Source organism: Loktanella sp. DSM 29012 (assembly GCF_900110705.1).
Lineage (GTDB): Bacteria > Pseudomonadota > Alphaproteobacteria > Rhodobacterales > Rhodobacteraceae > Loktanella > Loktanella gaetbuli.
In genome coordinates, this window is record NZ_FOEJ01000002.1 from 108,493 (window position 1) to 130,136 (window position 21,644).

At 62.3% G+C, this 21,644-nt stretch carries 20 protein-coding genes and 1 pseudogene; 8 read left to right on the forward strand and 13 right to left on the reverse strand.

The window, feature by feature from the left end:
* The first annotated feature begins 26 nt into the window (after nucleotides 1-26).
* Nucleotides 27-1,541 carry an Asp-tRNA(Asn)/Glu-tRNA(Gln) amidotransferase subunit GatB gene (gene gatB, locus BMX27_RS05205; RefSeq protein ID WP_090158843.1) on the forward strand — a complete coding sequence of 505 codons (1,515 nt, stop codon included), beginning with the start codon at nucleotides 27-29 and terminating at the stop codon, nucleotides 1,539-1,541.
* Between the two features lie 36 nt (nucleotides 1,542-1,577).
* Nucleotides 1,578-1,958 (forward strand): DUF4177 domain-containing protein, encoded by a 381-nt coding sequence (locus tag BMX27_RS05210; protein WP_090158844.1) that lies wholly within the window; start codon nucleotides 1,578-1,580, stop codon nucleotides 1,956-1,958.
* On the opposite strand, the gene BMX27_RS05215 is transcribed toward BMX27_RS05210, so the two are convergent.
* Nucleotides 1,955-2,209: a BolA family protein gene (locus BMX27_RS05215; RefSeq protein WP_090158845.1), complete on the reverse strand. Its 255-nt coding sequence runs from the start codon at nucleotides 2,207-2,209 to the stop codon at nucleotides 1,955-1,957. The two genes, BMX27_RS05210 and BMX27_RS05215, sit on opposite strands and share 4 nt — an antisense overlap.
* 72 nt (nucleotides 2,210-2,281) lie before the next feature.
* Here BMX27_RS05215 and BMX27_RS05220 point away from each other — a divergent pair, with 72 nt between their 5' ends.
* Nucleotides 2,282-2,929, forward strand: a complete 648-nt coding sequence (locus BMX27_RS05220) for a J domain-containing protein (protein WP_090158846.1) — start codon at nucleotides 2,282-2,284, stop codon at nucleotides 2,927-2,929.
* A 22-nt stretch (nucleotides 2,930-2,951) separates the two neighbouring features.
* Here BMX27_RS05220 and BMX27_RS05225 read toward each other — a convergent pair whose 3' ends face one another.
* From BMX27_RS05225 to BMX27_RS05240, 4 genes are all read right to left on the reverse strand, one after another.
* Entirely contained in the window at nucleotides 2,952-3,446 is a 495-nt protein-coding gene (locus BMX27_RS05225) for a hypothetical protein (protein WP_090158847.1), read from the reverse strand.
* Between the two features lie 92 nt (nucleotides 3,447-3,538).
* Nucleotides 3,539-3,997 carry a peptide-methionine (R)-S-oxide reductase MsrB gene (msrB, locus tag BMX27_RS05230; RefSeq protein ID WP_090158848.1) on the reverse strand — a complete coding sequence of 153 codons (459 nt, stop codon included), beginning with the start codon at nucleotides 3,995-3,997 and terminating at the stop codon, nucleotides 3,539-3,541.
* Between the two features lie 128 nt (nucleotides 3,998-4,125).
* The gene (locus BMX27_RS05235) at nucleotides 4,126-4,857 is read right to left on the reverse strand and encodes an anti-sigma factor (RefSeq protein WP_090158849.1); all 732 of its coding nucleotides are present in this window, start codon (nucleotides 4,855-4,857) and stop codon (nucleotides 4,126-4,128) included.
* Nucleotides 4,847-5,398 carry a sigma-70 family RNA polymerase sigma factor gene (locus tag BMX27_RS05240; protein WP_056031122.1) on the reverse strand — a complete coding sequence of 184 codons (552 nt, stop codon included), beginning with the start codon at nucleotides 5,396-5,398 and terminating at the stop codon, nucleotides 4,847-4,849. Before BMX27_RS05240 ends, BMX27_RS05235 begins: the two co-directional genes overlap by 11 nt.
* A 177-nt stretch (nucleotides 5,399-5,575) precedes the next feature.
* On the opposite strand from BMX27_RS05240, the gene cobS reads away from it, so the two are divergent.
* The 5 genes from cobS (at nucleotide 5,576) to BMX27_RS05265 (ending at nucleotide 11,016) form a co-directional block, all read left to right on the forward strand.
* Nucleotides 5,576-6,562: a cobaltochelatase subunit CobS gene (gene cobS / locus BMX27_RS05245; protein ID WP_090158850.1), complete on the forward strand. Its 987-nt coding sequence runs from the start codon at nucleotides 5,576-5,578 to the stop codon at nucleotides 6,560-6,562.
* On the forward strand, nucleotides 6,559-6,870 hold the full coding sequence (locus BMX27_RS05250; RefSeq protein WP_090158851.1) for a hypothetical protein: 312 nt from the start codon (nucleotides 6,559-6,561) through the stop codon (nucleotides 6,868-6,870). The genes cobS and BMX27_RS05250 overlap by 4 nt, the downstream gene beginning before the upstream one ends.
* 18 nt (nucleotides 6,871-6,888) lie before the next feature.
* Nucleotides 6,889-8,766, forward strand: coding sequence for a cobaltochelatase subunit CobT (gene cobT, locus BMX27_RS05255; protein WP_090158852.1), 1,878 nt, complete (start codon nucleotides 6,889-6,891; stop codon nucleotides 8,764-8,766).
* A gap of 74 nt (nucleotides 8,767-8,840) precedes the next feature.
* Entirely contained in the window at nucleotides 8,841-10,631 is a 1,791-nt protein-coding gene (locus tag BMX27_RS05260; RefSeq protein WP_090159192.1) for an aminopeptidase P family protein, read from the forward strand.
* 43 nt (nucleotides 10,632-10,674) lie between these two features.
* Entirely contained in the window at nucleotides 10,675-11,016 is a 342-nt protein-coding gene (locus tag BMX27_RS05265) for a DUF427 domain-containing protein (RefSeq protein ID WP_090158853.1), read from the forward strand.
* Nucleotides 11,017-11,025: 9 nt separating this feature from the next.
* On the opposite strand, the gene BMX27_RS05270 is transcribed toward BMX27_RS05265, so the two are convergent.
* The 8 genes and pseudogenes from BMX27_RS05270 to BMX27_RS05305 form a co-directional block, all read right to left on the reverse strand.
* On the reverse strand, nucleotides 11,026-12,699 hold the full coding sequence (locus BMX27_RS05270) for a chloride channel protein (protein WP_371260088.1): 1,674 nt from the start codon (nucleotides 12,697-12,699) through the stop codon (nucleotides 11,026-11,028).
* Between the two features lie 215 nt (nucleotides 12,700-12,914).
* Entirely contained in the window at nucleotides 12,915-14,567 is a 1,653-nt protein-coding gene (gene recN, locus BMX27_RS05275) for a DNA repair protein RecN (protein WP_090158854.1), read from the reverse strand.
* A gap of 18 nt (nucleotides 14,568-14,585) precedes the next feature.
* A pseudogene (locus BMX27_RS05280) lies at nucleotides 14,586-15,430 on the reverse strand (outer membrane protein assembly factor BamD).
* A 135-nt stretch (nucleotides 15,431-15,565) separates the two neighbouring features.
* A complete protein-coding gene (gene lpxC / locus BMX27_RS05285; protein WP_090158855.1) occupies nucleotides 15,566-16,483 on the reverse strand; it encodes a UDP-3-O-acyl-N-acetylglucosamine deacetylase in 918 nt (305 codons plus the stop codon).
* 184 nt (nucleotides 16,484-16,667) lie between these two features.
* Nucleotides 16,668-18,296: a cell division protein FtsZ gene (gene ftsZ / locus BMX27_RS05290; protein ID WP_090158856.1), complete on the reverse strand. Its 1,629-nt coding sequence runs from the start codon at nucleotides 18,294-18,296 to the stop codon at nucleotides 16,668-16,670.
* Between the two features lie 177 nt (nucleotides 18,297-18,473).
* On the reverse strand, nucleotides 18,474-19,808 hold the full coding sequence (gene ftsA / locus BMX27_RS05295) for a cell division protein FtsA (protein ID WP_090158857.1): 1,335 nt from the start codon (nucleotides 19,806-19,808) through the stop codon (nucleotides 18,474-18,476).
* Nucleotides 19,808-20,689 (reverse strand): cell division protein FtsQ/DivIB, encoded by an 882-nt coding sequence (locus tag BMX27_RS05300; protein WP_090158858.1) that lies wholly within the window; start codon nucleotides 20,687-20,689, stop codon nucleotides 19,808-19,810. The genes ftsA and BMX27_RS05300 overlap by 1 nt, the downstream gene beginning before the upstream one ends.
* Nucleotides 20,677-21,555, reverse strand: coding sequence for a D-alanine--D-alanine ligase (locus tag BMX27_RS05305; RefSeq protein ID WP_256212425.1), 879 nt, complete (start codon nucleotides 21,553-21,555; stop codon nucleotides 20,677-20,679). Before BMX27_RS05305 ends, BMX27_RS05300 begins: the two co-directional genes overlap by 13 nt.
* Between the last annotated feature and the right edge of the window lie 89 nt (nucleotides 21,556-21,644).

The window sequence follows — 21,644 nt, forward strand, 5'->3', positions numbered from 1 at the left end:
AACACCGCGAACGAAAGAGGTGCCCCATGCTTGATCTGGAATACACAGCCCCCGCCCCCAAGGTGATCGCCGGTGCGAAACACGACTGGGAACTGGTCATCGGGCTCGAGGTCCACGCACAGGTCGCCACCTCGGCCAAGCTGTTTTCGGGGGCATCGACGCTCTTTGGTGCGGAACCCAACAGCAACGTCGCATTCGTGGACGCAGGCATGCCCGGCATGTTGCCCGTCATCAACGAAGGCTGTGTGGCACAGGCCGTCCGCACGGGTCTGGGACTGAAGGCACAGATCAACCTGTTCAGCGCATTTGACCGCAAGAACTATTTCTACCCCGACCTGCCGCAGGGCTATCAGATCAGCCAGCTGTATCACCCCATCGTGGGCGAAGGTGAGGTACTGGTCGAACTGGGTGACGGCACCGCGCGGCGCGTGCGGATCGAACGCATCCACCTTGAACAGGACGCGGGCAAATCCATCCATGACATGGACCCGAACATGTCGTTCGTGGATCTCAACCGCACCGGCGTGGCGCTGATGGAAATCGTCAGCCGTCCCGACATCCGTGGCCCAGAAGAGGCCGCCGCCTATGTCGCCAAGCTGCGCCAGATCATGCGCTATCTGGGCACCTGCGACGGCAACATGCAGAACGGCAACCTGCGTGCGGACGTCAACGTGTCGATCTGCCGTCCCGGTGATTACGAGAAATATCAGGAAACACAGGATTTCAGCCACCTGGGTACCCGCTGCGAGATCAAGAACATGAACTCCATGCGGTTCATCCAGATGGCGATCGAGGTCGAGGCCCGCCGCCAGATCGCGCTGGTCGAGGACGGCAAGGAGGTCGTGCAGGAAACCCGCCTGTATGACGCGGACAAGAACGAAACGCGGTCGATGCGGTCCAAGGAGGAAGCGCATGATTACCGCTATTTCCCAGATCCTGACCTGCTGCCGCTGGAAATCGAACAGGCTTGGGTGGATGATATTGCAGCCTCCTTGCCCGAACTGCCCGACGCGAAAAAGGCACGTTTCATCAATGAATTCGGCCTGTCCGATTACGACGCCAGCGTGCTGACCGCCGACGTGGCCAACGCCGCGTATTTCGAGGAGGTCGCCGCCGGAAACGATGGCAAGCTTGCCGCCAACTGGGTGATCAACGAATTGTTCGGTCGTCTGAAAAAGGATGGCGACAAGAGCATCGCAGACAGCCCGATTTCAGCCGCCCGGCTGGGCCAGATTGTCAGCTTGATCAAGGCCGAGACAATCAGCGGCAAGATCGCCAAGGACGTGTTCGACATCGCCTACACCCAGGACCGCGATCCCGAAGAGGTGGTCGAAACCGAAGGTATGAAACAGGTCACCGACACAGGTGCCATCGAGGCCGCCGTGGACGAGATCATCGCCGCCAACCCCGCGCAGGTGGAAAAGGCCAAGCAAAACCCGAAACTTGCAGGCTGGTTCGTAGGTCAGGTCATGAAGGCGACAGGCGGCAAGGCAAACCCCGCCGCCGTCAACACGCTTGTCGCGGCAAAACTGGGGCTGTAAGCCCCGACGACCGCGGGCGCTGGCACAAGGGATAACATGATGCATTACGAATATCTGGTCGTCCCCGCCCCGCGTCGCGGGCTCAAGGCAAAGGGTCTGAAGGGTGCCGAGGCACGCTTTGCCAAGGCGCTGTCGGATGTGATGAACGCCCATGCCGCAGATGGCTGGGAATATCAGCGTACCGACACGCTGCCGTCGGACGAACGCGACGGGCTGATGATGAACCGCACGACAGTATTCCAGAACATGATGGTGTTCCGTCGCCCCTCACAGCCCGCGCCCGACACGCCGTCAGAACCCCTGCCGTTGATCGAAGATCTGACAGACGACGCGCCGGAGACCGAGGACATCCCTGCCCCGGTGGATGACACCCCGGCAGCAGACGCCCCGACCGAGGCCCCCAAACCAGCGACCTAGTCGAAACTGATTGCCAGCGCGTGGATGCGACCGATGATCGCGGGACCAAGGGCTGCGTGAACGGCGCGGTGTTTCGCGATCCGCGACTGACCCTCCAGCGAAGATGCCGCGATGACCACACGCCAGTGGCTTTCGCCCGATCCGTCGTCACCGGAATGCCCCGCATGCAGCGCGCTTTCGTTCACGACATCCAGACGTTCGGGGCTTAATCCCGCCATCAGGGCCGCGCGGATTTCTGCGTCAAGGGCCATTATTTTCTCCATTGCTCTTCACCTGCCGAACCATTGGTTTAGAGTGCTGTCTCCGAGTCGGAAAGGGCCACCATGAACAAGAAAGATCCCTTCGGTTTCGACATGTCGGTGTCGAGCAGCAAGAAGAAGAACCCGCGCGGACGTCGCGGGATGTCAGGCGCGTCCGAAACATCGACGCGCGTGTGCGAACACGAGGGTTGCGAGGAGGCTGGCAAGTACCGCGCGCCGAAATCACCAGATACGCTGGATGACTACATCTGGTTCTGCAAGGAACACATTCGGGAATATAACCTGAAATGGAATTTCTTTGACGGCACGTCAGAGGCCGAGTTGATGGCGCAGATGGACAAGGACCGCGCCACCTGGGAACGGCCGACCAAGCCGTTGAAACGATCGGTCGAGGAACGGGCCTGGGCGCGTCTGGGCGTACAGGACCCGCACGAGGTGCTGGGTGACAATGCCACGCGAAACCCCGGTCGCAATGTGGCTGCTGCGGGCGGCACGCGGCGCCTGCCGCCGACCGAACGCCGCGCGATCGAAATTCTGGACGCCAAGGACAGCATGTCCAAGGCCGAGATCCGCAAATGCTACAAGGCGCTGATCAAGGTGCTGCACCCCGACATGAACGGCGGTGACCGCAGCCAGGAAGAACAATTGTCAGAGGTCGTCTGGGCCTGGGATCAACTGAAATCCAGCCGCAACTTCCGCGAAAAGGACTGAGCCTGCAAAGGCGCGGAACCCTCTAATTCTGCGCCTGAAAGGACGAGAGCGCGAAAATGCTTTCGCGCTCTCGCCGCCAATCGCGGATTAGCTTGTCCGCAAGCAACAGCATTGCGATCCATGTGAAGGCCAGAACAGGTTTTTCGATCAGCATGAGCACGAACAGCATCGGCCCGAACATCGTGCCGTAAAGCGGCAACATCAGCGATCCGCCGACCAATGCTGCCATGAAGGTGACGATGATCATGCCGCAGAACGCCCGACAGGGCCCAAAGCGGCCCGTCGATCCTATCCATCGTCGCGCGAAATAGAGGCCTGCCAGGGCACCAAAGACGCCGCACAGCACGAACCAGCCATCTGACGTGGTGAACACGCGCAGCATCGATTGTTCGTAGGAAATGTTGCTGACAAGGATGTGGGCCAAAAACCCGCCCAGCAAGGCAACGCCGATCCACGCCGTCAACAGACGGCGTTCGCCCACCGAAGGACGCAGCGGATAAAGAATTCGGTCGCGCATCACAGTCAAGGATCCATGTTTCCGGCCACCCTAACCGGATGGCCGGAAATGACCCATCTGAAACGCGTCAACAGATTGTTTCTAGATACGGCTCATGCTGCGCGGAACACCAGCGAAACACCGTTGATGCAATGCCGCTGCCCAGTTGGCGGCGGGCCGTCATTGAACACGTGGCCCAGATGGCTACCGCAGCGACGACAATGCAATTCCGTGCGGGCCACCCCGATCTTGCGGTCGACCTTGGTGCCCAGCGCGTTTTCGAACGACGCATAAAAACTGGGCCAACCGGTGCCGCTGTCGAATTTCGTGCGCGACGGATAGAGCGCAAGATCACACCCGCGGCAGTGATAGACACCTTCGGCGGTATTCTGATCCAGCGGGCTGGACCCTGCCCTCTCTGTGCCTTCGCGGCGCATGACGTTGTATTCGGCCTGCGTCAGCATTGCCCGCCACTCCGCATCGGTCCGGGTCACTTCGAACTGCTGGGCCATCAGCGCGGCGGGGGCCGCCGTGGCGGCCAGTGCCGCTGCGATAAACATGCGTCTGTTCATGTCCGGTCTCCTCTTTTTCCCAGATCCGGACTATCACGCTGCGCACACAAGATGTGCGCAGAATGCGGAAAACCACGAGGATGTGAAAACCATGTCAGACGCGCCGCGGGCCCCAAGGGCCCGCGACATCAGGCCTCGGTGATGGGACCGACCGCAAGGACACTGCCCGTGGGCGCACCCGTCGTGGACCCGCCCGGCGGTTCGTCAGAAATCGCCAGCACCCCACCGGGCAATGCCGGGATCAGTGTTGCATCAATCCCGATCTGTCCGGTTTCATCATCAGGCAGCACACCCAGCGATACGGGCGGATTGTCGTCAGCGATCAACCACAGTTCCAGAACCCTGCCGTCCGGGGCCTGTCCGGCGGTGCGCTGCACCGTCAGCGCCTGCGCTGTCGCGTCATAGCTGGCCAGCACGATCAGGCTGTCATCCTCGGCCGCGATCTGCGCCTGAAGCGTCGGCGCGGACAAAACGGGTGGGTCAGTGACGGTGGGGGCTGCGGGAATATACAGATTGATCACCCACAAGACCGCGAGCGCCGCCACGACGCCGCCCGTCATCGCCGGCAACAGACCCAGACGATCCAGCCATGACCGGGCCTTTGTTGCCGTGGTCTCGGCCGCGTCCGCGCCAAAGAGGTCGGACTTGATCCGTGCCAGCATCTTTGCGGGTGGATCAACAGGCGCAATATCGTCAGTCAGGGCCGCGATCCGTTCCGCCCAGAATGCGTATTCAAGGCGCAAATCCGGATCGACGGCCAGAACCTCTTCGTAGGCCTTTGCCTCTTGATCCGTCAGCAGGCCAAGCACGTATTCGGCCGTCAGCAGACGCTCTTCGTCTTTTTCGATTTCATCCGTCATGCGACAGGCACTCTCTTAACTTCAACAGACTCCGGCGTAGCCAGGTCCGCACTGTGTTGAGCGGCACATCATAATGATCTGCCAGCTCTTGGTATGTTTCACCTTCAAGGTATGCCCGGCGCACCGCACCGGCCTTGTCGGGGTCCAGCTGGCCCATGCAATCCACGATCCGCACCCGATCCGACGATGCCATCGCCAGTGCCTCGGGTCCGGGGTTGCTGTCTGCAATCTCGGCCGCTTCGTCCATGCTCCCGGCCTGCTTTGCCTTGCGGGCCCGCACGCGATCCACCGAATGATTGCGCGTGACCGTGATCAGCCAGGTCATCGGGCTCAGGCCATTGACGCGGTAGCGGTCGGCATTGCGCCATATCTTGACGAAGGCCTCTTGCAATGCGTCCTCGGCTTCTGCCCGATTACCCAACACACGCAGGCATACGCCAAAGAGTTTCGCGGAAGTCGCATTATATAGCCCGTCGAACGCGGCGCGGTCGCCCATGGCCATCCGCGCGATCATGTCCTCGATATCGGCTGTCGTCGTCATCGTTATCTACCCTGCTTGTCGCCGCCACCTTGGCGCATCTGACAAAAAACGCAATGTTTCCCGGCGCGGTGTTTGCTGTGGTGTCGCGCCGCAACCGCTTTCCCTTTTCATTTCGGGCGATATGTTGCATCCCGCGACTATCAAAATGCACAGCGAATGCGAGAGAAGGGCTGACCCATGGCCGACGGCACGATCGACATCAACGCCACCCCGACAACCGATATTTCCGTCCGCGAGGTGTTCGGTATCGACACCGACATGACCGTCAAGGGCTTTGCCGAACCGACCGACCGGGTGCCTGACGTGGACCCGACCTATACCTTTGACCCGGATACGACGCTCGCGATCCTTGCAGGGTTCGGCCACAATCGTCGCGTGATGGTGCAGGGCTACCATGGCACGGGCAAATCGACCCATATCGAACAGGTCGCCGCCCGCCTGAACTGGCCCGCCGTGCGCGTGAACCTCGATAGCCACATCAGCCGGATCGACTTGATCGGCAAGGATGCGATCAAACTGCGTGACGGCGTGCAGGTCACCGAATTCCACGAGGGCATCCTGCCCTGGGCGCTGCGCAATCCGGTCGCCATCGTGTTCGACGAATATGATGCGGGCCGCGCCGACGTCATGTTCGTCATCCAGCGCGTACTGGAGGCTGACGGCAAGCTGACGCTGATGGACCAGAACAAGATCATCACGCCAAACCCCTATTTCCGCCTGTTTGCCACGGCCAACACGGTCGGTCTGGGTGACACGACGGGCCTTTATCACGGCACGCAGCAGATCAACCAGGCGCAGATGGACCGCTGGTCGCTGGTCGCCACGCTGAACTATCTGCCGCACGACGTGGAAACCGAAATCGTCGTCGCGAAATCCCCGCATTACCAGAACGACGCCGGCAAAAAGACGGTGAGCCAGATGGTGACCGTGGCCGACCTGACCCGCACGGCATTCATGAACGGCGATCTGTCCACCGTCATGTCGCCGCGGACCGTGCTCGCCTGGGCCGAAAACGCGCGCATCTTTGGCAACGTAGGCTATGCATTCCGCCTGTCGTTCCTGAATAAATGCGACGAGTTGGAACGCCAGACGGTGGCCGAATTCTATCAGCGCTGTTTCGACGAGGAACTGCCCGAAAGCGCCGCAAGCCAGAGCCTGCGGTGATCGCGCGCCGCGTCATCGCCGGCGGTATCGTGCTGGGGCTCGCGTCTTGCGGGGCCAGCATGCCGTCGCGCGGCTATGACGTGACCCTGTCCGACAGTGGCAAACTGGCGCTTGTCACGCCCACCTCGGATGCGCCGACAATCGCGGGTATCGAACGCGCAGCGGAACGTGCGGCCCCGTGGGGCTGCGATGCCACCGCGGCACCCGTGATCTATGATCTGGCGGGCGGTGATCGGAACGCTGTCCTGCCCGCCTCTGCCGCCCTGCGATTTGCCGGGCGCATTCCCGCGACACTGTCCTGCGGCTAACCCAACCAAGGCCACCCCATGAGCAAACCGAGCGATAACCCAGCCGATCCGTTCAAGAAGGCCCTCGCAGAGGCCACCAAGGTCATGGCGGACGATCCTGACCTGACGGTCAGCTATTCTGTGGATCCCGCAGGTCAGACCAACGACACGATCCGCCTGCCCCAGATCAGCCGCCGCATGAGCCGCGAAGAGGTTCTGCTGGCGCGTGGCACCGCCGATGCCTTTGCGCTGCGCCATAAATTTCACGACGCCCAGACCGATACGCGTTATGCGCCCCAAGGTCAGATGGCGCGCGACATCTATGATGCGATGGAAACCGCCCGGATCGAGGCTGTCGGCGCGCAACACATGCCCGGCACCGCTGGCAACATCGACGCCAAGATCGGCAATGACGCCGCGCGCAAGGGTTACGACCAGATCAAATCCGCCGCCGACGCGCCGCTGGCCATTGCTGCTGGCTATCTGATCCGCCACCTCGCGACGGGCCGCGACCTGCCCGCCGGTGCGGACAATGTCATGGAACTGTGGCGCGGGTTCATCGAGGAACAGGCCGGCGGCACCCTGGAAAGTTTGCGTGACACGCTGGGCGACCAGCGTGCATTTGCCAAATTCGCGCGCCAGATCATCAGCGATCTGGGCTATGCCGATCAGTTGGGAGATGACCCCGACGGACCCGACGACGATCAGGACGACGAGGCCGAAGAAGGTCAGGACGAACAGCAGGAAACGGACTCCACCGGCGAGGACGACAGCGAAGGTGACGAGGCAGAGGCCTCTCCGGAGCAAAGCCAGGAACAACAGCAGGACGCGGCACAGGCCGAGGTCAGCATGGACGATCAGGCCGAGCCCGAGTTGGGCGAGGAAATGGAAATGCCCGACGGCGAGGCCCCGATGGAGCCGCCGCAACCTGCCCCCGTGTCTGACGCCGACAAGGACTACCGCGTGTTCAGCACCGCGTTTGACGAAGAAATCAGCGCGGCCGATCTGGCAGAGCCTGCCGAGCTGGAACGCCTGCGTGCCTACCTTGACCAGCAGCTTGACCCGCTGAAAGGTGCCGTGAGCCGATTGGCGAACAAGCTGCAACGCCGGCTGCAGGCGAAACAATCGCGCACCTGGGAATTCGACCTCGAAGAAGGCATCTTGGACGCGGGCCGTCTGGCCCGGATCGTGGCCAGCCCAACCACGCCACTGTCGTTCAAAGTCGAAAAGGACATGGAATTCCGCGATACGGTCGTGACCTTGTTGCTGGACAACTCCGGGTCCATGCGGGGCCGTCCGATTTCCATTGCGGCCATCTGCGCCGACGTGATGGCTCGCACGCTGGAACGCTGCGACGTCAAGGTCGAAATCCTTGGCTTTACCACCAAGGCGTGGAAAGGCGGCCAATCCCGCGAGGCCTGGCTCAAAGAAGGCCGCGCACCGGGACCGGGCCGTCTGAACGACCTGCGTCACATCGTCTACAAATCGGCCGATGCCCCCTGGCGTCGTGCGCGCCCCAATCTGGGCCTGATGATGAAAGAGGGGCTGCTGAAGGAAAACATCGACGGCGAGGCGCTGGAATGGGCCTATCGCCGCCTGATGGTCCGTCAGGAACAGCGCAAGGTGTTGATGGTGATCAGCGATGGTGCCCCCGTCGATGACAGCACACTGTCGGTCAACCCTGCGAATTATCTGGAAAAACACCTGCGCGACGTGATCGCCATGATCGAGAAACGCAAGGCAGTCGAATTGGCCGCCATCGGCATCGGCCATGACGTGACGCGCTACTATGACCGTGCAGTCACGATCACCGATGTCGAGCAACTGGCCGGTGCCATGACCGAACAGCTGGCCGGCCTGTTCGACAGCGATCCGCGCAAGCGCGCCCGCGTTCTGGGTCTGCGCCGCGCAGGCTGACCCGAATTGCCACTTGAAAACCTGACGCTCGCGGTGAAACTCGCCGCGAACGCGAACCTATGGATACCCGACGCATGTTTCAGACATTCTCTGCCAGCAGCGCCCCCGAACAGGGACCCGCACGCCTGTCCGCCCTTCGGGAACAACTGGATCAAAACGGGATCGACGGCGTGCTGGTTCCGCGCACCGACCGTTGGCAAGGCGAATATGTCGCGGCCTGTGACGAACGGCTGGCCTGGCTGACTGGGTTTACTGGCTCTGCCGGTTTTGCCGTGGTCCTGCCGGACATTGCCGGTGTGTTCATCGACGGACGCTACCGGTTGCAGGTCCGTGACCAGACGGACGATGTCTATACCCCGGTGCATTGGCCTGAAACCAGCCTGTCGGACTGGCTGATCTCGCATCTGCCAAATGGTGGCACCGTCGCCTATGATCCCTGGCTGCATACCGTCACTGAAATCACCGAACTGACGGACAAGCTGGCCGCCAACGGCATCGACCTGCTGGCCGCGCCCAACCAGATCGACGCGATCTGGACCGACCGTCCAGCGCGGCCCGACGCCCCGTTTTTTGCGCAACCACTGGACCTGACCGGAGAGAGCCACGCGAACAAGCGTGCGCGCCTGACAGCTGACGTGGACACCGGGCACTGGGTCATCACACTGCCGGACAGCATTGCGTGGCTGCTGAACATCCGGGCCAGCGATATCCCGCGCAACCCGGTGCCGCACGCCTATGCGATCCTGCATCACGACGGCACGGTCGACCTGTTCGCGCCCTTGGACAAATGCACGGATATAGCCGAACACTTGGGGCCTGATGTCACCGTTCACCCACCGGAAGACTTCGACGACGCACTTACCCAATTGGTCGGCCCCGTGCGCATCGACCCACGGGTCTGCGCCGATGCCATCGCCACGATCCTGTCAGATGCCGAAGCAGAAGTGGTTCATGCGACCGACCCCTGCATTTTACCCAAGGCCTGCAAGACAGAGGTCGAGATTGCGGGAAGTCACGCCGCACATCTGCGTGACGGTGCCGCGATGGTGCAGTTTCTGGCCTGGCTGGATGGTGCGGCCCCGATGGGTGGATTGACCGAAATCGACGTAGTGCAGCAGTTGGAAACCTTTCGCCGCGACACCAACATGCTGCGCGACATCAGCTTTGAGACGATCTGCGGTGCGGGCCCGCATGGTGCCATCGTGCACTACCGCGTGACCGAAGACACGGATCGTCCCGTCAGTCCCGACGAACTGCTGCTGATCGACAGCGGTGGCCAATATGTCGACGGCACGACGGACATCACCCGCACCGTCATCGTGGGTACACCCAGTGCGGAACACCGTGACCGCTATACCCGCGTCCTGCAGGGCATGATCGCCATCAGCAGACTGCGGTTTCCAAAGGGGCTGTCAGGACAACATCTGGACGCGCTGGCGCGTGCGTCGCTGTGGTCTGCGGGCCTGGATTATGATCACGGCACGGGGCACGGCGTGGGCAGTTATCTGTGCGTCCACGAGGGGCCACAAGGCATTTCGCGTCGCTCGACCGTGGCGCTGGAACCCGGCATGATCCTGTCGAACGAACCGGGTTATTACCGCGAAGGCGCCTATGGCATCCGTATCGAAAACCTTATTGTCTGTGTGACGGCACCGGATCTGATCGGCGCGGATGACCGGCCCATGTTGTCATTCGAGACGCTGACGCGCGTGCCGTTCGACAGACGGCTCATCGCTGCGTCAATGCTGTCGGCAGGGGAATTGGACTGGATCAACCAGTACCATGCCGATACACTGAAATTGATCGGGCCGCTCGTGGAGGGGGCGGCGCGTGACTGGCTTGCACAGGCTTGCCAACCGCTCTGACAAGGGCATTTCCCTAAATACTTCGCCAAAAGAGGAGGTCGCCATGGCCGATCACATCACGATTTCCCCCGCAACTGCCAGCTGGGTCGTCCGCGCCGGTGGTGCTGTTCTGGGCGAAAGTACGAACGCCCTCATCCTGCACGAAGGTGATCGTGACCCTGTCGTCTATTTCCCGCGCGACGACATCGCGATGACGTTCCTCGATGCGACGGACCACAGCACAACCTGCCCGTTCAAAGGCACGGCAAGTTATTTTTCCATCGTCAATCGCAGCGCAACCTTGGAGAACGCCGTCTGGTCCTACGAGACTCCCAAGGATGATGTGGCGCGGATCGCAGGCTACCTGGCATTCGACACCAGCGTCGTGACGGTCGAAGAGGTCTGACCCCTCCCCTCAGGAATGTTCTTCTTCGGCCCGATCGGCCAAAGCACGATTGAAGGCCCGCAAGGCATCGACCTGAAACAACGCACCTTGCAGTGTTGGTTCTTCGCCCTTTTGCGTGATGACCACGGGAACAAAGGCATAGGCCCCCCGGTCAAAGATGGGCATGGCCTGTTCCAGTGTCGCGCGTGCGTCGATATAGGTCCCCGCAGCGATCATCTCGCGGCAGGCTTTTTCTGCGGCGGCACGCGGGTCTGACATGGGGCGCATCACGTTGCCGACCACGAATGTGCCCAGCAGATAGGCCTGCGGCCCCGCGGCCAGATGCACGCCACGGCGTTCCAATTGGTGCAGGAAATACGAATGCTCCACCAATCGCGACGCAAGCGCTGTCGACATGGACACGGCCACCATGACGGCCAGACCCGTCTGCCAGTCGCCGGTCAATTCGAATACGATCAACGTGGTTGAGATCGGCGCGCCCATCACCGCTGCGGCCACGGCCCCCATGCCTGCCAGCGCATACAGCGTGCCCTCGCCGGATACGCTTGGGAAGATGCCTGTCGCCACAACGCCGAATGCAAGCCCGGTCAGCGCCCCCACCATCAAGGACGGTGAAAACACGCCTCCGCCCATGCGGCCGCCGATGGTGATGGCGACCGCTGCCACCTTGATCACGACGAAAACCAATGCCTCGTGCAACAGGAACCCGCCCGTCAGCGCCGCAACCGTCGTTTCATATCCCACGCCGATGATATGCGGAAACCAGATTGCGATCAGGCCCAGCAACGCCCCTGCCGCGGCCGGACGGATATAGGCGGGAATACGGTAGCGATACTGGATCCGGCTGCCGATGTTGTCCGCCCAAAAGATCGACCGCATCAGCACGACGGCCACCAGACCACACAACAGGCCCAACAACAGGAATGCAGGCAATTCGACGTAGAATCCCAACGCGTTTTCCCGGTCGATGACAAATTCCGACACATCGCCAAAGGCCAACCGGTTGACCACCGTACCCGCGACAGAGGCGATCACGATGGGCGCAAAGGCATGAACCGCAAAGTGCCGCAAAACGACCTCGAGCGCGAACAGGGCACCGGCGATGGGCGCGTTGAAACTGGCCGACACGGCGGCAGCGACAGCGCATCCCAGCAGGTCGCGCCCGGTCACACCGTCAGCACGGATGCGCACACAGATCCACGTGGAAATCATCGCGGCGATATGCACCACCGGCCCCTCGCGGCCTGATGATCCGCCCATGCCCAGCGTCAAAAGACTGGCCCCCGCCGAGCCAAGTCCCTCGCGGAACGAGACACGGCCCTCGCGCAGGGCCGCCCCTTCGATGACGTCGGCGACGGATCGCACGCGGTTGTCGAGGACAAACCGGTTCAGGATCAACCCCACGATCAGGCCGCCGATGATCGGGACGATCAGGACCTGTGACCAATGCAAGCCGGTGACGAAACTGTGCAGGCGATTGGGATCAGTCGTGCCATAGGCAATCCGACTGACCAGATCGATGCCCATACGAAACAGCACGGCGGCACCGCCAGACGCGATCCCCAGCACAAGCGCAATAAACCAGAACTGGATCTGTCCCGGCCCGCGCAGCCGCATCACCATCCAGGCGCGACGGATCTGGCCCAGCCAACCGATGCGATCCTGTTCTTCTGACCCGTCCATTGCACTGACCTTTGCCGCCGCCGCATGCCCCGGCTAGCGTCTGCATGCCTGGTATTGCAACCACCTTTGCGCGCAAGCGGGCGCTTGATCCGATTGTTTCGCGAGGCTGGCCCCTGCGCAAGACATACCGTCGTTACATGCGCCGTCTAGGGTTCGGCTAATTTCAGCAGTCTCGGCGGGTGGCCCGAAGGGCCCCCGCCAATTCAGACGCTGGCTCAGCTGTCCATCAAGGCCATCGCAGCCGCACGGGCCGCATCGGTGATCGTGTCACCGGACAGCATCCGCGCGATTTCCGTGACACGTTCATCTGCCCCCAACGGCACGACGGTCGAGGTGGTTTCCGTTGCGTCCTGCCGTTTTTCGACACGCCAGTGATGGCCACCCAATGCAGCAACCTGCGGCGAATGCGTGACGACCAGAACCTGACCACCGTCAGCCAGTGCCGCCAGCCTGCGCCCGACAGCATCCGCTGTCGCGCCGCCCACCCCGCGGTCGATTTCGTCGAAAATCATCGTGACGCCGCCCTGCCCGGCCTGCGCCAGACAGACCTTCATCGCCAGCAGGAACCGGCTGAGTTCGCCACCCGACGCGATCTTGTTCAACGGTCCCGGTGGTGCGCCGGGGTTGGTCGCCACGGTAAAGGCCACGGCGTCGCGCCCCTCGGGTCCGGCGGGCGCATCCGTCATGTCGGTCCGGAATACGGCGCGTTCCATTTTCAACGGCGCGAGTTCTGACGCCATCGCGGCATCCAACCGGCCAGCCGCGGCAGCCCGTGCGGCGCGCAAGGCTTCGGCGTGGCTGTCATAGGTTACCTGTGCGGCGCGTTCGGCACGCAACAGATCGTCCAGATCCTTTTCGCTGTCATCCAGCAATGCCAGCCGCGCCCGCAGATCATCGGCAAAGGGGCCCAGTTCATCGGCCAGCACGTCATGTTTGCGCGCCAGACCACGGATTGCGAACAGGCGTTCCTCGGTCGCTTCCAATTCGGCGGGATCAAAGGTCAGCGCGTCCAGCGCGTCCTGCACCCCGCGCTGCGCCAGATCCAGTTCGAGCAGCGCACGTTCGATCGCGGACAACGGCTCGTCCAGGCGCCCTTCGGCCCGGTCGGCGGCACCGATCAGCCAGCGGTTGGCGTCGGACATCATGCCCTCGGCCCCCTGTAGGCCCAGTGCCTCGCCGGCGCGCGCGACGTCGGTCTTGATCTTTTCTGCCGCCTGCATGGTGCGGCGGGCGGCATCCAATGTCGCCTCTTCGCCGGCCTGCGGGTCCAGCTTGTCCAGCTCGCCCACCGCGTGCCGCAAATATTCCTCTTCGGCGCGGACCTCTGCGATCCGCAGGGTGGCCGCCTCGCGAGCCTTGGTCGCGCGGGACAGGGACGTCCAGGCCGCGCGCACCGCGGATAGTTCGGCATCGACACCCGCATAAGTGTCCAGCATCTGACGGTGCCCGCGCGGGTTCAGCAGCCCGCGATCGTCGTGCTGGCCGTGCAGTTCGATCAAGGTATCGGACAAGGCGCGCAGCACCTCGCCGCTGGCCCGCCGGTCATTGACCCAGGCCGTCTTGCGCCCGTCGCGGGAATTGACACGCCGCAGGATCAGTTCGTCACCGCCCGGCAAACCCGCCTCTGACAATACGGTATGGGCGGGGTGGTCGGGGGGTAGATCGAAACTGGCCGTCACCTCGCCCTGTTCGGCACCCTGGCGCACCAGCTCGGCGCGACCGCGCCAACCCAACACGAACCCCAGTGAGTCCAACAAGATCGATTTGCCCGCGCCGGTTTCACCGGTCAGCACGTTCAGACCCGGCTGGAACGTCAGTTCCAGCTGGTCGATGATCAGCATGTCCCGAATGTCTAATGTGCGCAGCATGTCAGATGCCTAGCACCCCTAGAGCCATTCGCCGCGGATGACCTGACGGTAAATCGAGGCAAGCCAGCTGTCGCCCTGTGCGCGGGCCTCCAGCCCCTGCCCCGTCAACAGGGCAAAGCTGTCCTGAACCAAGAGGTTGCAGGATAGTTTGCACCCAGGATCGCGCCTGCGGTCTGCGCCTCGTTTGTCAGACCCAGCGACAGGTAGGATTCGACCAGACGGTGCAGCGCCTCGGGTGTTTGCGACGTCGTCTGGAATTCCTCGACCACGACGCGGAACCGGTTCACGGCTGCAGAATAATTCTTGCGCTTAAGGTAGTAGCGCCCGATTTCCATTTCCTTGGCCGCAAGGTGATCGAAAGCCAGGTCGAATTTCAGGATCGACGCGCGGGCATATTCGCTGTCGGGATATTGTTCGATCACGGTCCGCAGCGCCTGAAGCGCCTGGAACGTCAGCCCCTGATCACGGCCGATCTCGTCGATCTGATCGTAGTAGGACAGCGCCAGCAGATATTGCGCATAGGCCGCGTCAGGCTGAGCCGGATAGAAATCCAGAAACCGCTGTGCGGATGCCCGGCTGTTGGGGTAATCCGCATCCCGGTGATAGGCAAAGGCCTGCATGATCAGCGCACGTTCAGCCCATTCGGAATAAGGGTACAGACGCTCGATTTCGCCGAAAAAGAACGCGGCCTCACCGGGATCGCCGGTTTCGACCTCGACTTCACCCAACTGGTAGATCTGCTGCGCGGACAGTGCTTCCATGGCGGCGGAATCGCGCGGGTTAAAGCTATCGCTACAGCCAACCAGCAGACCAAGCGATAGCACCAGCGTTGCCGTCCCAGACCGAAAAAATTTGCCCGACATCGTTACGCCCCCGCGTCGTCTTTCACGTCCCGCACCTTATCGGCCGGGTTCGCGCAAACGTCTAACAGAAAAAACAGGCATGCAAAACGGCTTATGTCAGGGTTTGCCAAGATGTGAGACACACCCCGCCTGCGGTCAGGCAACGGCGACCATATCGGCAGCAGAGACGCCATGACCCGGCAGGCGTGCTGCAATCTGCGGTGTACAATCCACCCAGCGCCATGCGGCCGTGTTGTCGAACAAGGCACGCAACAGTGCATTGGTCAGGTTGTGACCTGCCTTGTGTCCGGTGTAGCGCCCCAGGATGGGCGCACCCGCCGTGTAGAGATCACCCAGCGCATCCAGCATCTTGTGGCGCACGGCCTCGTCCGGATGACGCAGTCCGCCCGGTGTCAGCACATCCGCGCCGTCGACGACAACTGCGTTTTCCAAAGTACCGCCCAGCGCGAGGCCACGCTTGCGCATGTCCTCGACATCCGAATTGCGACAGAACGTGCGGCTGTCGCACAACGTATGGACAAAGCTGCCGTTCGCCATGTTCAGCGTCTTGGCCTGATGACCGATCGCCGCATCAGGGAACTCAATCTCGAAATCGATTTGCAGGCTGGTCGCAGGACGCAGGCTGGCCCAAGCATCACCTTGGCTCACGCGCACCTCGTCCAGCAGCTTGATCGCACGCAGCGGATTACCCTGACGGGACACACCGACGCCAAGGATTCCGCGCACGAATTCGGCGGACGATCCGTCCATGATCGGCACTTCGGGGCCGTCGATTTCGATTAGCACGTTGTGCACGCCACAACCGGACAAGGCCGCCATCAGGTGTTCGATTGTCGAAACGATCGTATCACCCACACGCAAACGGGTATTCAACGGCGAGATTTCGACGTGATTCCAGATTGCAGGCAGTTTGACGCCGGCCCCGGCCACGTCCACCCGCTGAAAGACGATACCGTGCCCAGCAGGCGCAGGACGCAGACGCAAACGAGCCGGACGACCGGTGTGGAGGCCCACACCGTCAAGGATCAGTTCGGATTTCAAAGTCGTCTGCATGTCTGCACCTAACGGTTACATCGCTGTTACGAAGTATTAACGCAGCAATAGTACCAATGGGTTCACAACGACAATTCACACATTGCAACAAGCTGAAACAATGTCAGTCCGGCAATGTAACCTGCTGTTTCAATTGAAAAAGCCGCCCTGTTTAGGGGCGGCTTCTTGATGCTGATGATCGTCTTTAGTTCGCTTGGCGCCGCAAGAATGCGGGAATCTCGATCCGCTCCTGGTCGGGATCAATGTCAGCCTCGGGGCGCTGATGCGTCATCGGCTGTTCGCGCTTGGCGCTGACTTGCGGCTGCTGGCGCGGTGCCGCGGGTGCGGCAGGCTTCTGGTCGCCCGTCATGCGATTGATCAGCGAATTGATCCCGAACCGCGGCTTCTCGGCTTCGGCTTCCTGAGGGGCGGCAGCACGCACCGGCGTTTCCTTGGGCTGACGCTGCACGGCGGCCTGCAGACGCGCAAGCGCCTCTGCCGACGGCTCACCCGGACGGGCGGCGCGCGGTGCAGTGAACTGCTCGGATGCGTCGATTTCGGGTTCGACGCGCGGACGGTAGGCCGGCGGCGGCAGATCATCGTCAAGTTCGGCGGCCTGCGGTGCTGCGGGACGACGCGCCTCTGCGGCGTGGCGTTCCTCCATCTCGTCCAGCAGGCTACGCTCTGCGCGCTCTTCGCGGCGCGGTGCGTCGGCACGGGCTGCGGGCTGCTCATAGCGACGCGGCTCTTCGCGGACGGGGGCCGGTTCGGCACGGGCGGCTGGCTCTTCACGACGCTGCTCGCGGACTGGTTCACGCACCGGCTCGGACATGCTGCGGCGCGGCTGGGGCTCTGCACCCGACTTGACGGCCGCATCGATGCCTGTCGCGACCACAGAGACGCGCATCCGGCCTTCCATGCTGGTGTCGAGAGTGGAACCGACGATGATGTTTGCCTCGGGGTCGACCTTTTCGCGGATCTCGTTCGCGGCCTCGTCCAGTTCGAACAGGGTCAGGTCATAGCCACCGGTGATGTTGATCAGCACACCACGTGCGCCCTGAAGGCTGATTTCGTCCAGCAGCGGGTTGGCGATGGCCTTTTGCGCGGCCTGCTTGGCGCGATCCTCGCCCTCTGCCTCGCCGGTGCCCATCATCGCCTTGCCCATCTCGTCCATGACGGCGCGCACGTCGGCAAAGTCCAGGTTGATCAGGCCCGGGCGGACCATCAGGTCGGTCACGCCCTTGACGCCCTGGTATAGCACGTCGTCGGCCAGCGCGAAGGCTTCGGTGAATGTCGTATTTTCTGTCGCCAGACGGAACAGGTTCTGGTTGGGGATGATGATCAGGGTATCGACGACCTTTTGCAGGGCCTCGACGCCTTCTTCGGCCTGACGCATGCGGCGTCCGCCTTCAAACTGGAACGGCTTGGTCACGACACCGACAGTCAGAACGCCCAATTCACGTGCGGCCTGCGCGATGATCGGGGCGGCACCCGTACCGGTCCCGCCGCCCATGCCGGCAGTGATGAAACACATGTGCGCACCGGCCAGCATATCAACGATCTGTTCGATGCTTTCTTCGGCGGCGGCAGCACCTACGGTGGCGCGCGCACCTGCACCCAGACCCTCGGTGACCTTGAGGCCCATCTGGATCTTGGCTTCGGACTTGGACTGTTGCAGCGCTTGCGCGTCAGTATTCGCGACAACGAACTCGACACCGTCGAGCTCTTTTTCGATCATGTTGTTGACTGCATTGCCACCGGCCCCGCCGACACCGAAAACGGTGATGCGTGGTTTCAGGTCCTCGTGGCCCGGAAGGGAAAGATTCAATGTCATGCTCGGTCCGCCTGTTTTTATGTTGCACCCGTCCCACCGGGCAGAAATCACCTAATTCCTTTTATAGTAGCGGCTCTGCGCGCATACGTCACCCGAAAACCACACTGGGACCACAAAATGTGGCACGAATCCGCACAATTTTTTCACGATATGGCGAGTCGCGCCAAATCTTGATTCTCACCAATTGTCGCGGAACCATTTCACGGCCCGTTTCAGCGACCGTGCGGGATAGGTTTCCGCCGGCACGTCGAAATCCCACCATTCGTCCTGCGGGTTGGCCGCAAACAGCGCAAGGCCGACCGAGGACGAGAACGCAGGCCCTGTCGCCGCCTGCGGCAATCCCTGGACGCGCAACGGACGACCCAGGCGCACCTGCTGCCCCAGGATTTTCGCCGCAAGTCCGTCCAGCCCCGGAATCTGGCTGCCACCGCCGGTCAGGACGATCTGCTGGCTGGGCAGATATTCGAACCCAGCCGCGTCCAGACGGGCGCGCACCTCTTCGAGGATTTCCTCGATCCGCGGCCGCATGATGCCGATCAGCTCGGCCCGGCTCACGGTGCGCCTGTCACGCTCCCAGTCGCCGGTATCGCCGCCGATCTCAATCATCTCGCGGTCGTCCATGCCCGTGGCAACCACGCCGCCGTAGAATGTCTTGATCCGTTCGGCTGTCTGCATCGGCACCTGCAGACCCATCGAAATGTCCCCGGTGACGTGATCGCCACCCATGCGCACCGCATCGGAATAGATCATGTGTTTTTTCATGAAAACCGACAGGCTGGTGGACCCGCCGCCCATGTCGATGCAGGCGGCCCCCAGTTCCTGTTCGTCCTCGACCAGGCTGGACACACCGGACACATAGGCAGAGGACGCGATCCCGGCCAGTTCCAGATCACACCGCTTGATGCAGAAAAACAGATTGCGGATCGCCGTGGCGTCCACCGTCAGCAGGTGCAGGTCGGTTGCAAGGGTCGATCCCATCTGTCCGCGCGGGTCGGCCAGACCACTGCGGTGATCCAACGCGAAATTCACGGGCTGCGCGTGCAGCACGTCGCGGTCCTCGCCGAAATCTGGAACATCGCATGCGGCCAATACGCGGCCGATATCGCCTTCGGTCACAAAGTTGTCCGCGACATCGACGCTGCCATCCAGACCGTAGGACCGCGGTCGGGCACCGGCAAAGCATGCGATCACGTGATCGACGCGGACTTCAGCCATTTTCTGCGCAGCCTGCACGGCAGTGCGGATGGCGCGTTCGGTTTCTTGCATCGCGTCGATTTCGCCAAAACGGACACCGCGCGACCGCGTGGTGGCCGCCCCGATCACCCGGAAACGGGACTGACCCGCCAAGGAACCCACACCGTCATTGTCGCCCAGCCGGTCAGGACCGTCAAAACGCAGGACAAGACATGCGATCTTGGACGTGCCGACGTCCAGAATGGCGATTACGCCCCTCTGCATCGCCGCCTTGCGCACATTCCGCATAGCCCGTTGCGTTTCGTATAAATCCCGCATCACTGCCCCACCTGTTGAATTCTGCCTGTCGTCGCGGCGTTACGCGTTGCCGCGACCGCCTCTTGGTTCATCCGGACCGTCGGTCGCTGCGGCATGCGCATGTCGACGATTGCCACATCGCGATCCAGAAGGTCCTGCGCCTCGTGCAGCGCGATGATCCGGTCCAGTGCCTCTACCGGTGCGTCAGCCGGCAACAACAACTGCTGACCGTCCTCCAGCACCATGTTCCAGCGCCGACCGCTGACCCGCACCAACCCGCGCATGCGATCCGCGATGGGACCCGCACTACGGAACAAGGTCAGCGCCTCGTCGATATGGCCCTGCACACCTTCTCCGCCGATCAGCGGCAAATCCAGCCGGTCGACCCGCGCGGCCAGATCGCCTGCGAACACACCCTCCGCATCAATCATCCGCAGCCCATCGGGTGTGCGCCAGATCGCGACCGGCACACGCGGTGTCACATTGATTTCCAGCGCACCCGCGTCACCCACCCGCACGCGGGCCTCTGCCACCGCATCCAGAGCGACGACGTCGTCGCGCAGCTTATTCAGATCCAGGTCAAAGGATGACACCGGAAATTCGGTATCCATGAGGCTGGCAACCGCGTCGGCCAGTTCCTCGTCGGCACCGCTGACCGCAAGGCCAGACACCATGAATTGCGGACGTTCCTGAAACGCCTGCTGTGCCGCGCTGATCCGCTCGGCCAGCAATGCCCGGTTGCTCGCGTTCATCGACCAGCCACCGGCGATGGCCGCGATGATCAAGGCCGGCACACCCAGCCGCAAACCGGTGCGCACACCAGGCGTCAGCATCCAGCGCTGCCAGCGATAACCCCATTTCGACGGGGCGGGATCGCGGATCGGTCGGGTTACCGGTCGCATGACGCATCCTCGACCAAGGTGCGACACAGGGTCGGGAAGTCGATCCCGACATGAGCCGCCTGTTCAGGGGCCAGCGATGTGGGGGTCATACCCGGCTGCGTGTTGGTTTCCAGCAGGATCAAACCATCCAGACCGCGGGTTTCATCCCAGCGAAAATCGGTGCGGCTGATGCCGCGACAGCCCAGCACCAGATGCGCCTTCAGCGCGTAGTCCATGCAGGCATCGAAAATGTCCTGTGGCAGCTCGGCGGGGATTACATGGCGCGAACCACCGGCCTTGTATTTGGCGTCGTAGTCATACCAGCCGTCCGTCAGAATATCGGTCACGGTCAGGGCGCGATTGCCCAGAACCGTAACGGTCAGCTCACGGCCCGGCGCATAAGCCTCGACCATCACGCGGTCAGGCATGTCATCCGACAGCGGCGGCGGTGCATTAGCCATGTCGTGCACCAGATAGATCCCGACGCTGGACCCTTCGTTGTTGGGTTTGACCACATAGGGCGGTGCCATGACGTGACCTGCGCGCACATCGGCAGAGGCCGCAAGCAGGCTGGGCACAACCGGTAGCCCCGCGTCCACATAGGCCGCCTTGGTCCGTTGCTTGTCCAGCGTCAGCGCCGAGGCCAGCACGCCGCTGTGGGTGTAGGGAATACGCATCCATTCCAGCAGACCCTGCACGCAGCCGTCCTCGCCCCAGCGACCATGCAGGGCGTTGAACACCACATCAGGTGCGATGTCAGCCAGACGCGCGGCCAGATCGGGGCCCGCATCCAGTTCTGTTACGTCAAATCCTGCCTCGACCAGTGCCGCCCCACATTCGCGACCCGTTGACAGCGAGACCTCTCGCTCTGCCGATGGGCCGCCCATGAGGACAACAACTTTAGAGGGTGCCAATGCTGACATGCCCTTACCGCCTCGCTCGCGGGTCGTTTGCGACCCGTCATTATGAAATGGCC

What these genes read in the sequence shown, in the direction of transcription:
- gatB (WP_090158843.1), top strand. Translation starts at nt 27, where the DNA reads ATGCTTGATCTGGAATACACAGCCCCCGCCCCCAAGGTGATCGCCGGT.
- BMX27_RS05210 (WP_090158844.1), top strand. Translation starts at nt 1,578, where the DNA reads ATGATGCATTACGAATATCTGGTCGTCCCCGCCCCGCGTCGCGGGCTC.
- BMX27_RS05215 (WP_090158845.1), bottom strand. Translation starts at nt 2,209, where the DNA reads ATGGCCCTTGACGCAGAAATCCGCGCGGCCCTGATGGCGGGATTAAGC.
- BMX27_RS05220 (WP_090158846.1), top strand. Translation starts at nt 2,282, where the DNA reads ATGAACAAGAAAGATCCCTTCGGTTTCGACATGTCGGTGTCGAGCAGC.
- BMX27_RS05225 (WP_090158847.1), bottom strand. Translation starts at nt 3,446, where the DNA reads ATGCGCGACCGAATTCTTTATCCGCTGCGTCCTTCGGTGGGCGAACGC.
- msrB (WP_090158848.1), bottom strand. Translation starts at nt 3,997, where the DNA reads ATGAACAGACGCATGTTTATCGCAGCGGCACTGGCCGCCACGGCGGCC.
- BMX27_RS05235 (WP_090158849.1), bottom strand. Translation starts at nt 4,857, where the DNA reads ATGACGGATGAAATCGAAAAAGACGAAGAGCGTCTGCTGACGGCCGAA.
- BMX27_RS05240 (WP_056031122.1), bottom strand. Translation starts at nt 5,398, where the DNA reads ATGACGACGACAGCCGATATCGAGGACATGATCGCGCGGATGGCCATG.
- cobS (WP_090158850.1), top strand. Translation starts at nt 5,576, where the DNA reads ATGGCCGACGGCACGATCGACATCAACGCCACCCCGACAACCGATATT.
- cobT (WP_090158852.1), top strand. Translation starts at nt 6,889, where the DNA reads ATGAGCAAACCGAGCGATAACCCAGCCGATCCGTTCAAGAAGGCCCTC.
- BMX27_RS05260 (WP_090159192.1), top strand. Translation starts at nt 8,841, where the DNA reads ATGTTTCAGACATTCTCTGCCAGCAGCGCCCCCGAACAGGGACCCGCA.
- BMX27_RS05265 (WP_090158853.1), top strand. Translation starts at nt 10,675, where the DNA reads ATGGCCGATCACATCACGATTTCCCCCGCAACTGCCAGCTGGGTCGTC.
- BMX27_RS05270 (WP_371260088.1), bottom strand. Translation starts at nt 12,699, where the DNA reads ATGGACGGGTCAGAAGAACAGGATCGCATCGGTTGGCTGGGCCAGATC.
- recN (WP_090158854.1), bottom strand. Translation starts at nt 14,567, where the DNA reads ATGCTGCGCACATTAGACATTCGGGACATGCTGATCATCGACCAGCTG.
- lpxC (WP_090158855.1), bottom strand. Translation starts at nt 16,483, where the DNA reads ATGCAGACGACTTTGAAATCCGAACTGATCCTTGACGGTGTGGGCCTC.
- ftsZ (WP_090158856.1), bottom strand. Translation starts at nt 18,296, where the DNA reads ATGACATTGAATCTTTCCCTTCCGGGCCACGAGGACCTGAAACCACGC.
- ftsA (WP_090158857.1), bottom strand. Translation starts at nt 19,808, where the DNA reads ATGCGGGATTTATACGAAACGCAACGGGCTATGCGGAATGTGCGCAAG.
- BMX27_RS05300 (WP_090158858.1), bottom strand. Translation starts at nt 20,689, where the DNA reads ATGCGACCGGTAACCCGACCGATCCGCGATCCCGCCCCGTCGAAATGG.
- BMX27_RS05305 (WP_256212425.1), bottom strand. Translation starts at nt 21,555, where the DNA reads ATGGGCGGCCCATCGGCAGAGCGAGAGGTCTCGCTGTCAACGGGTCGC.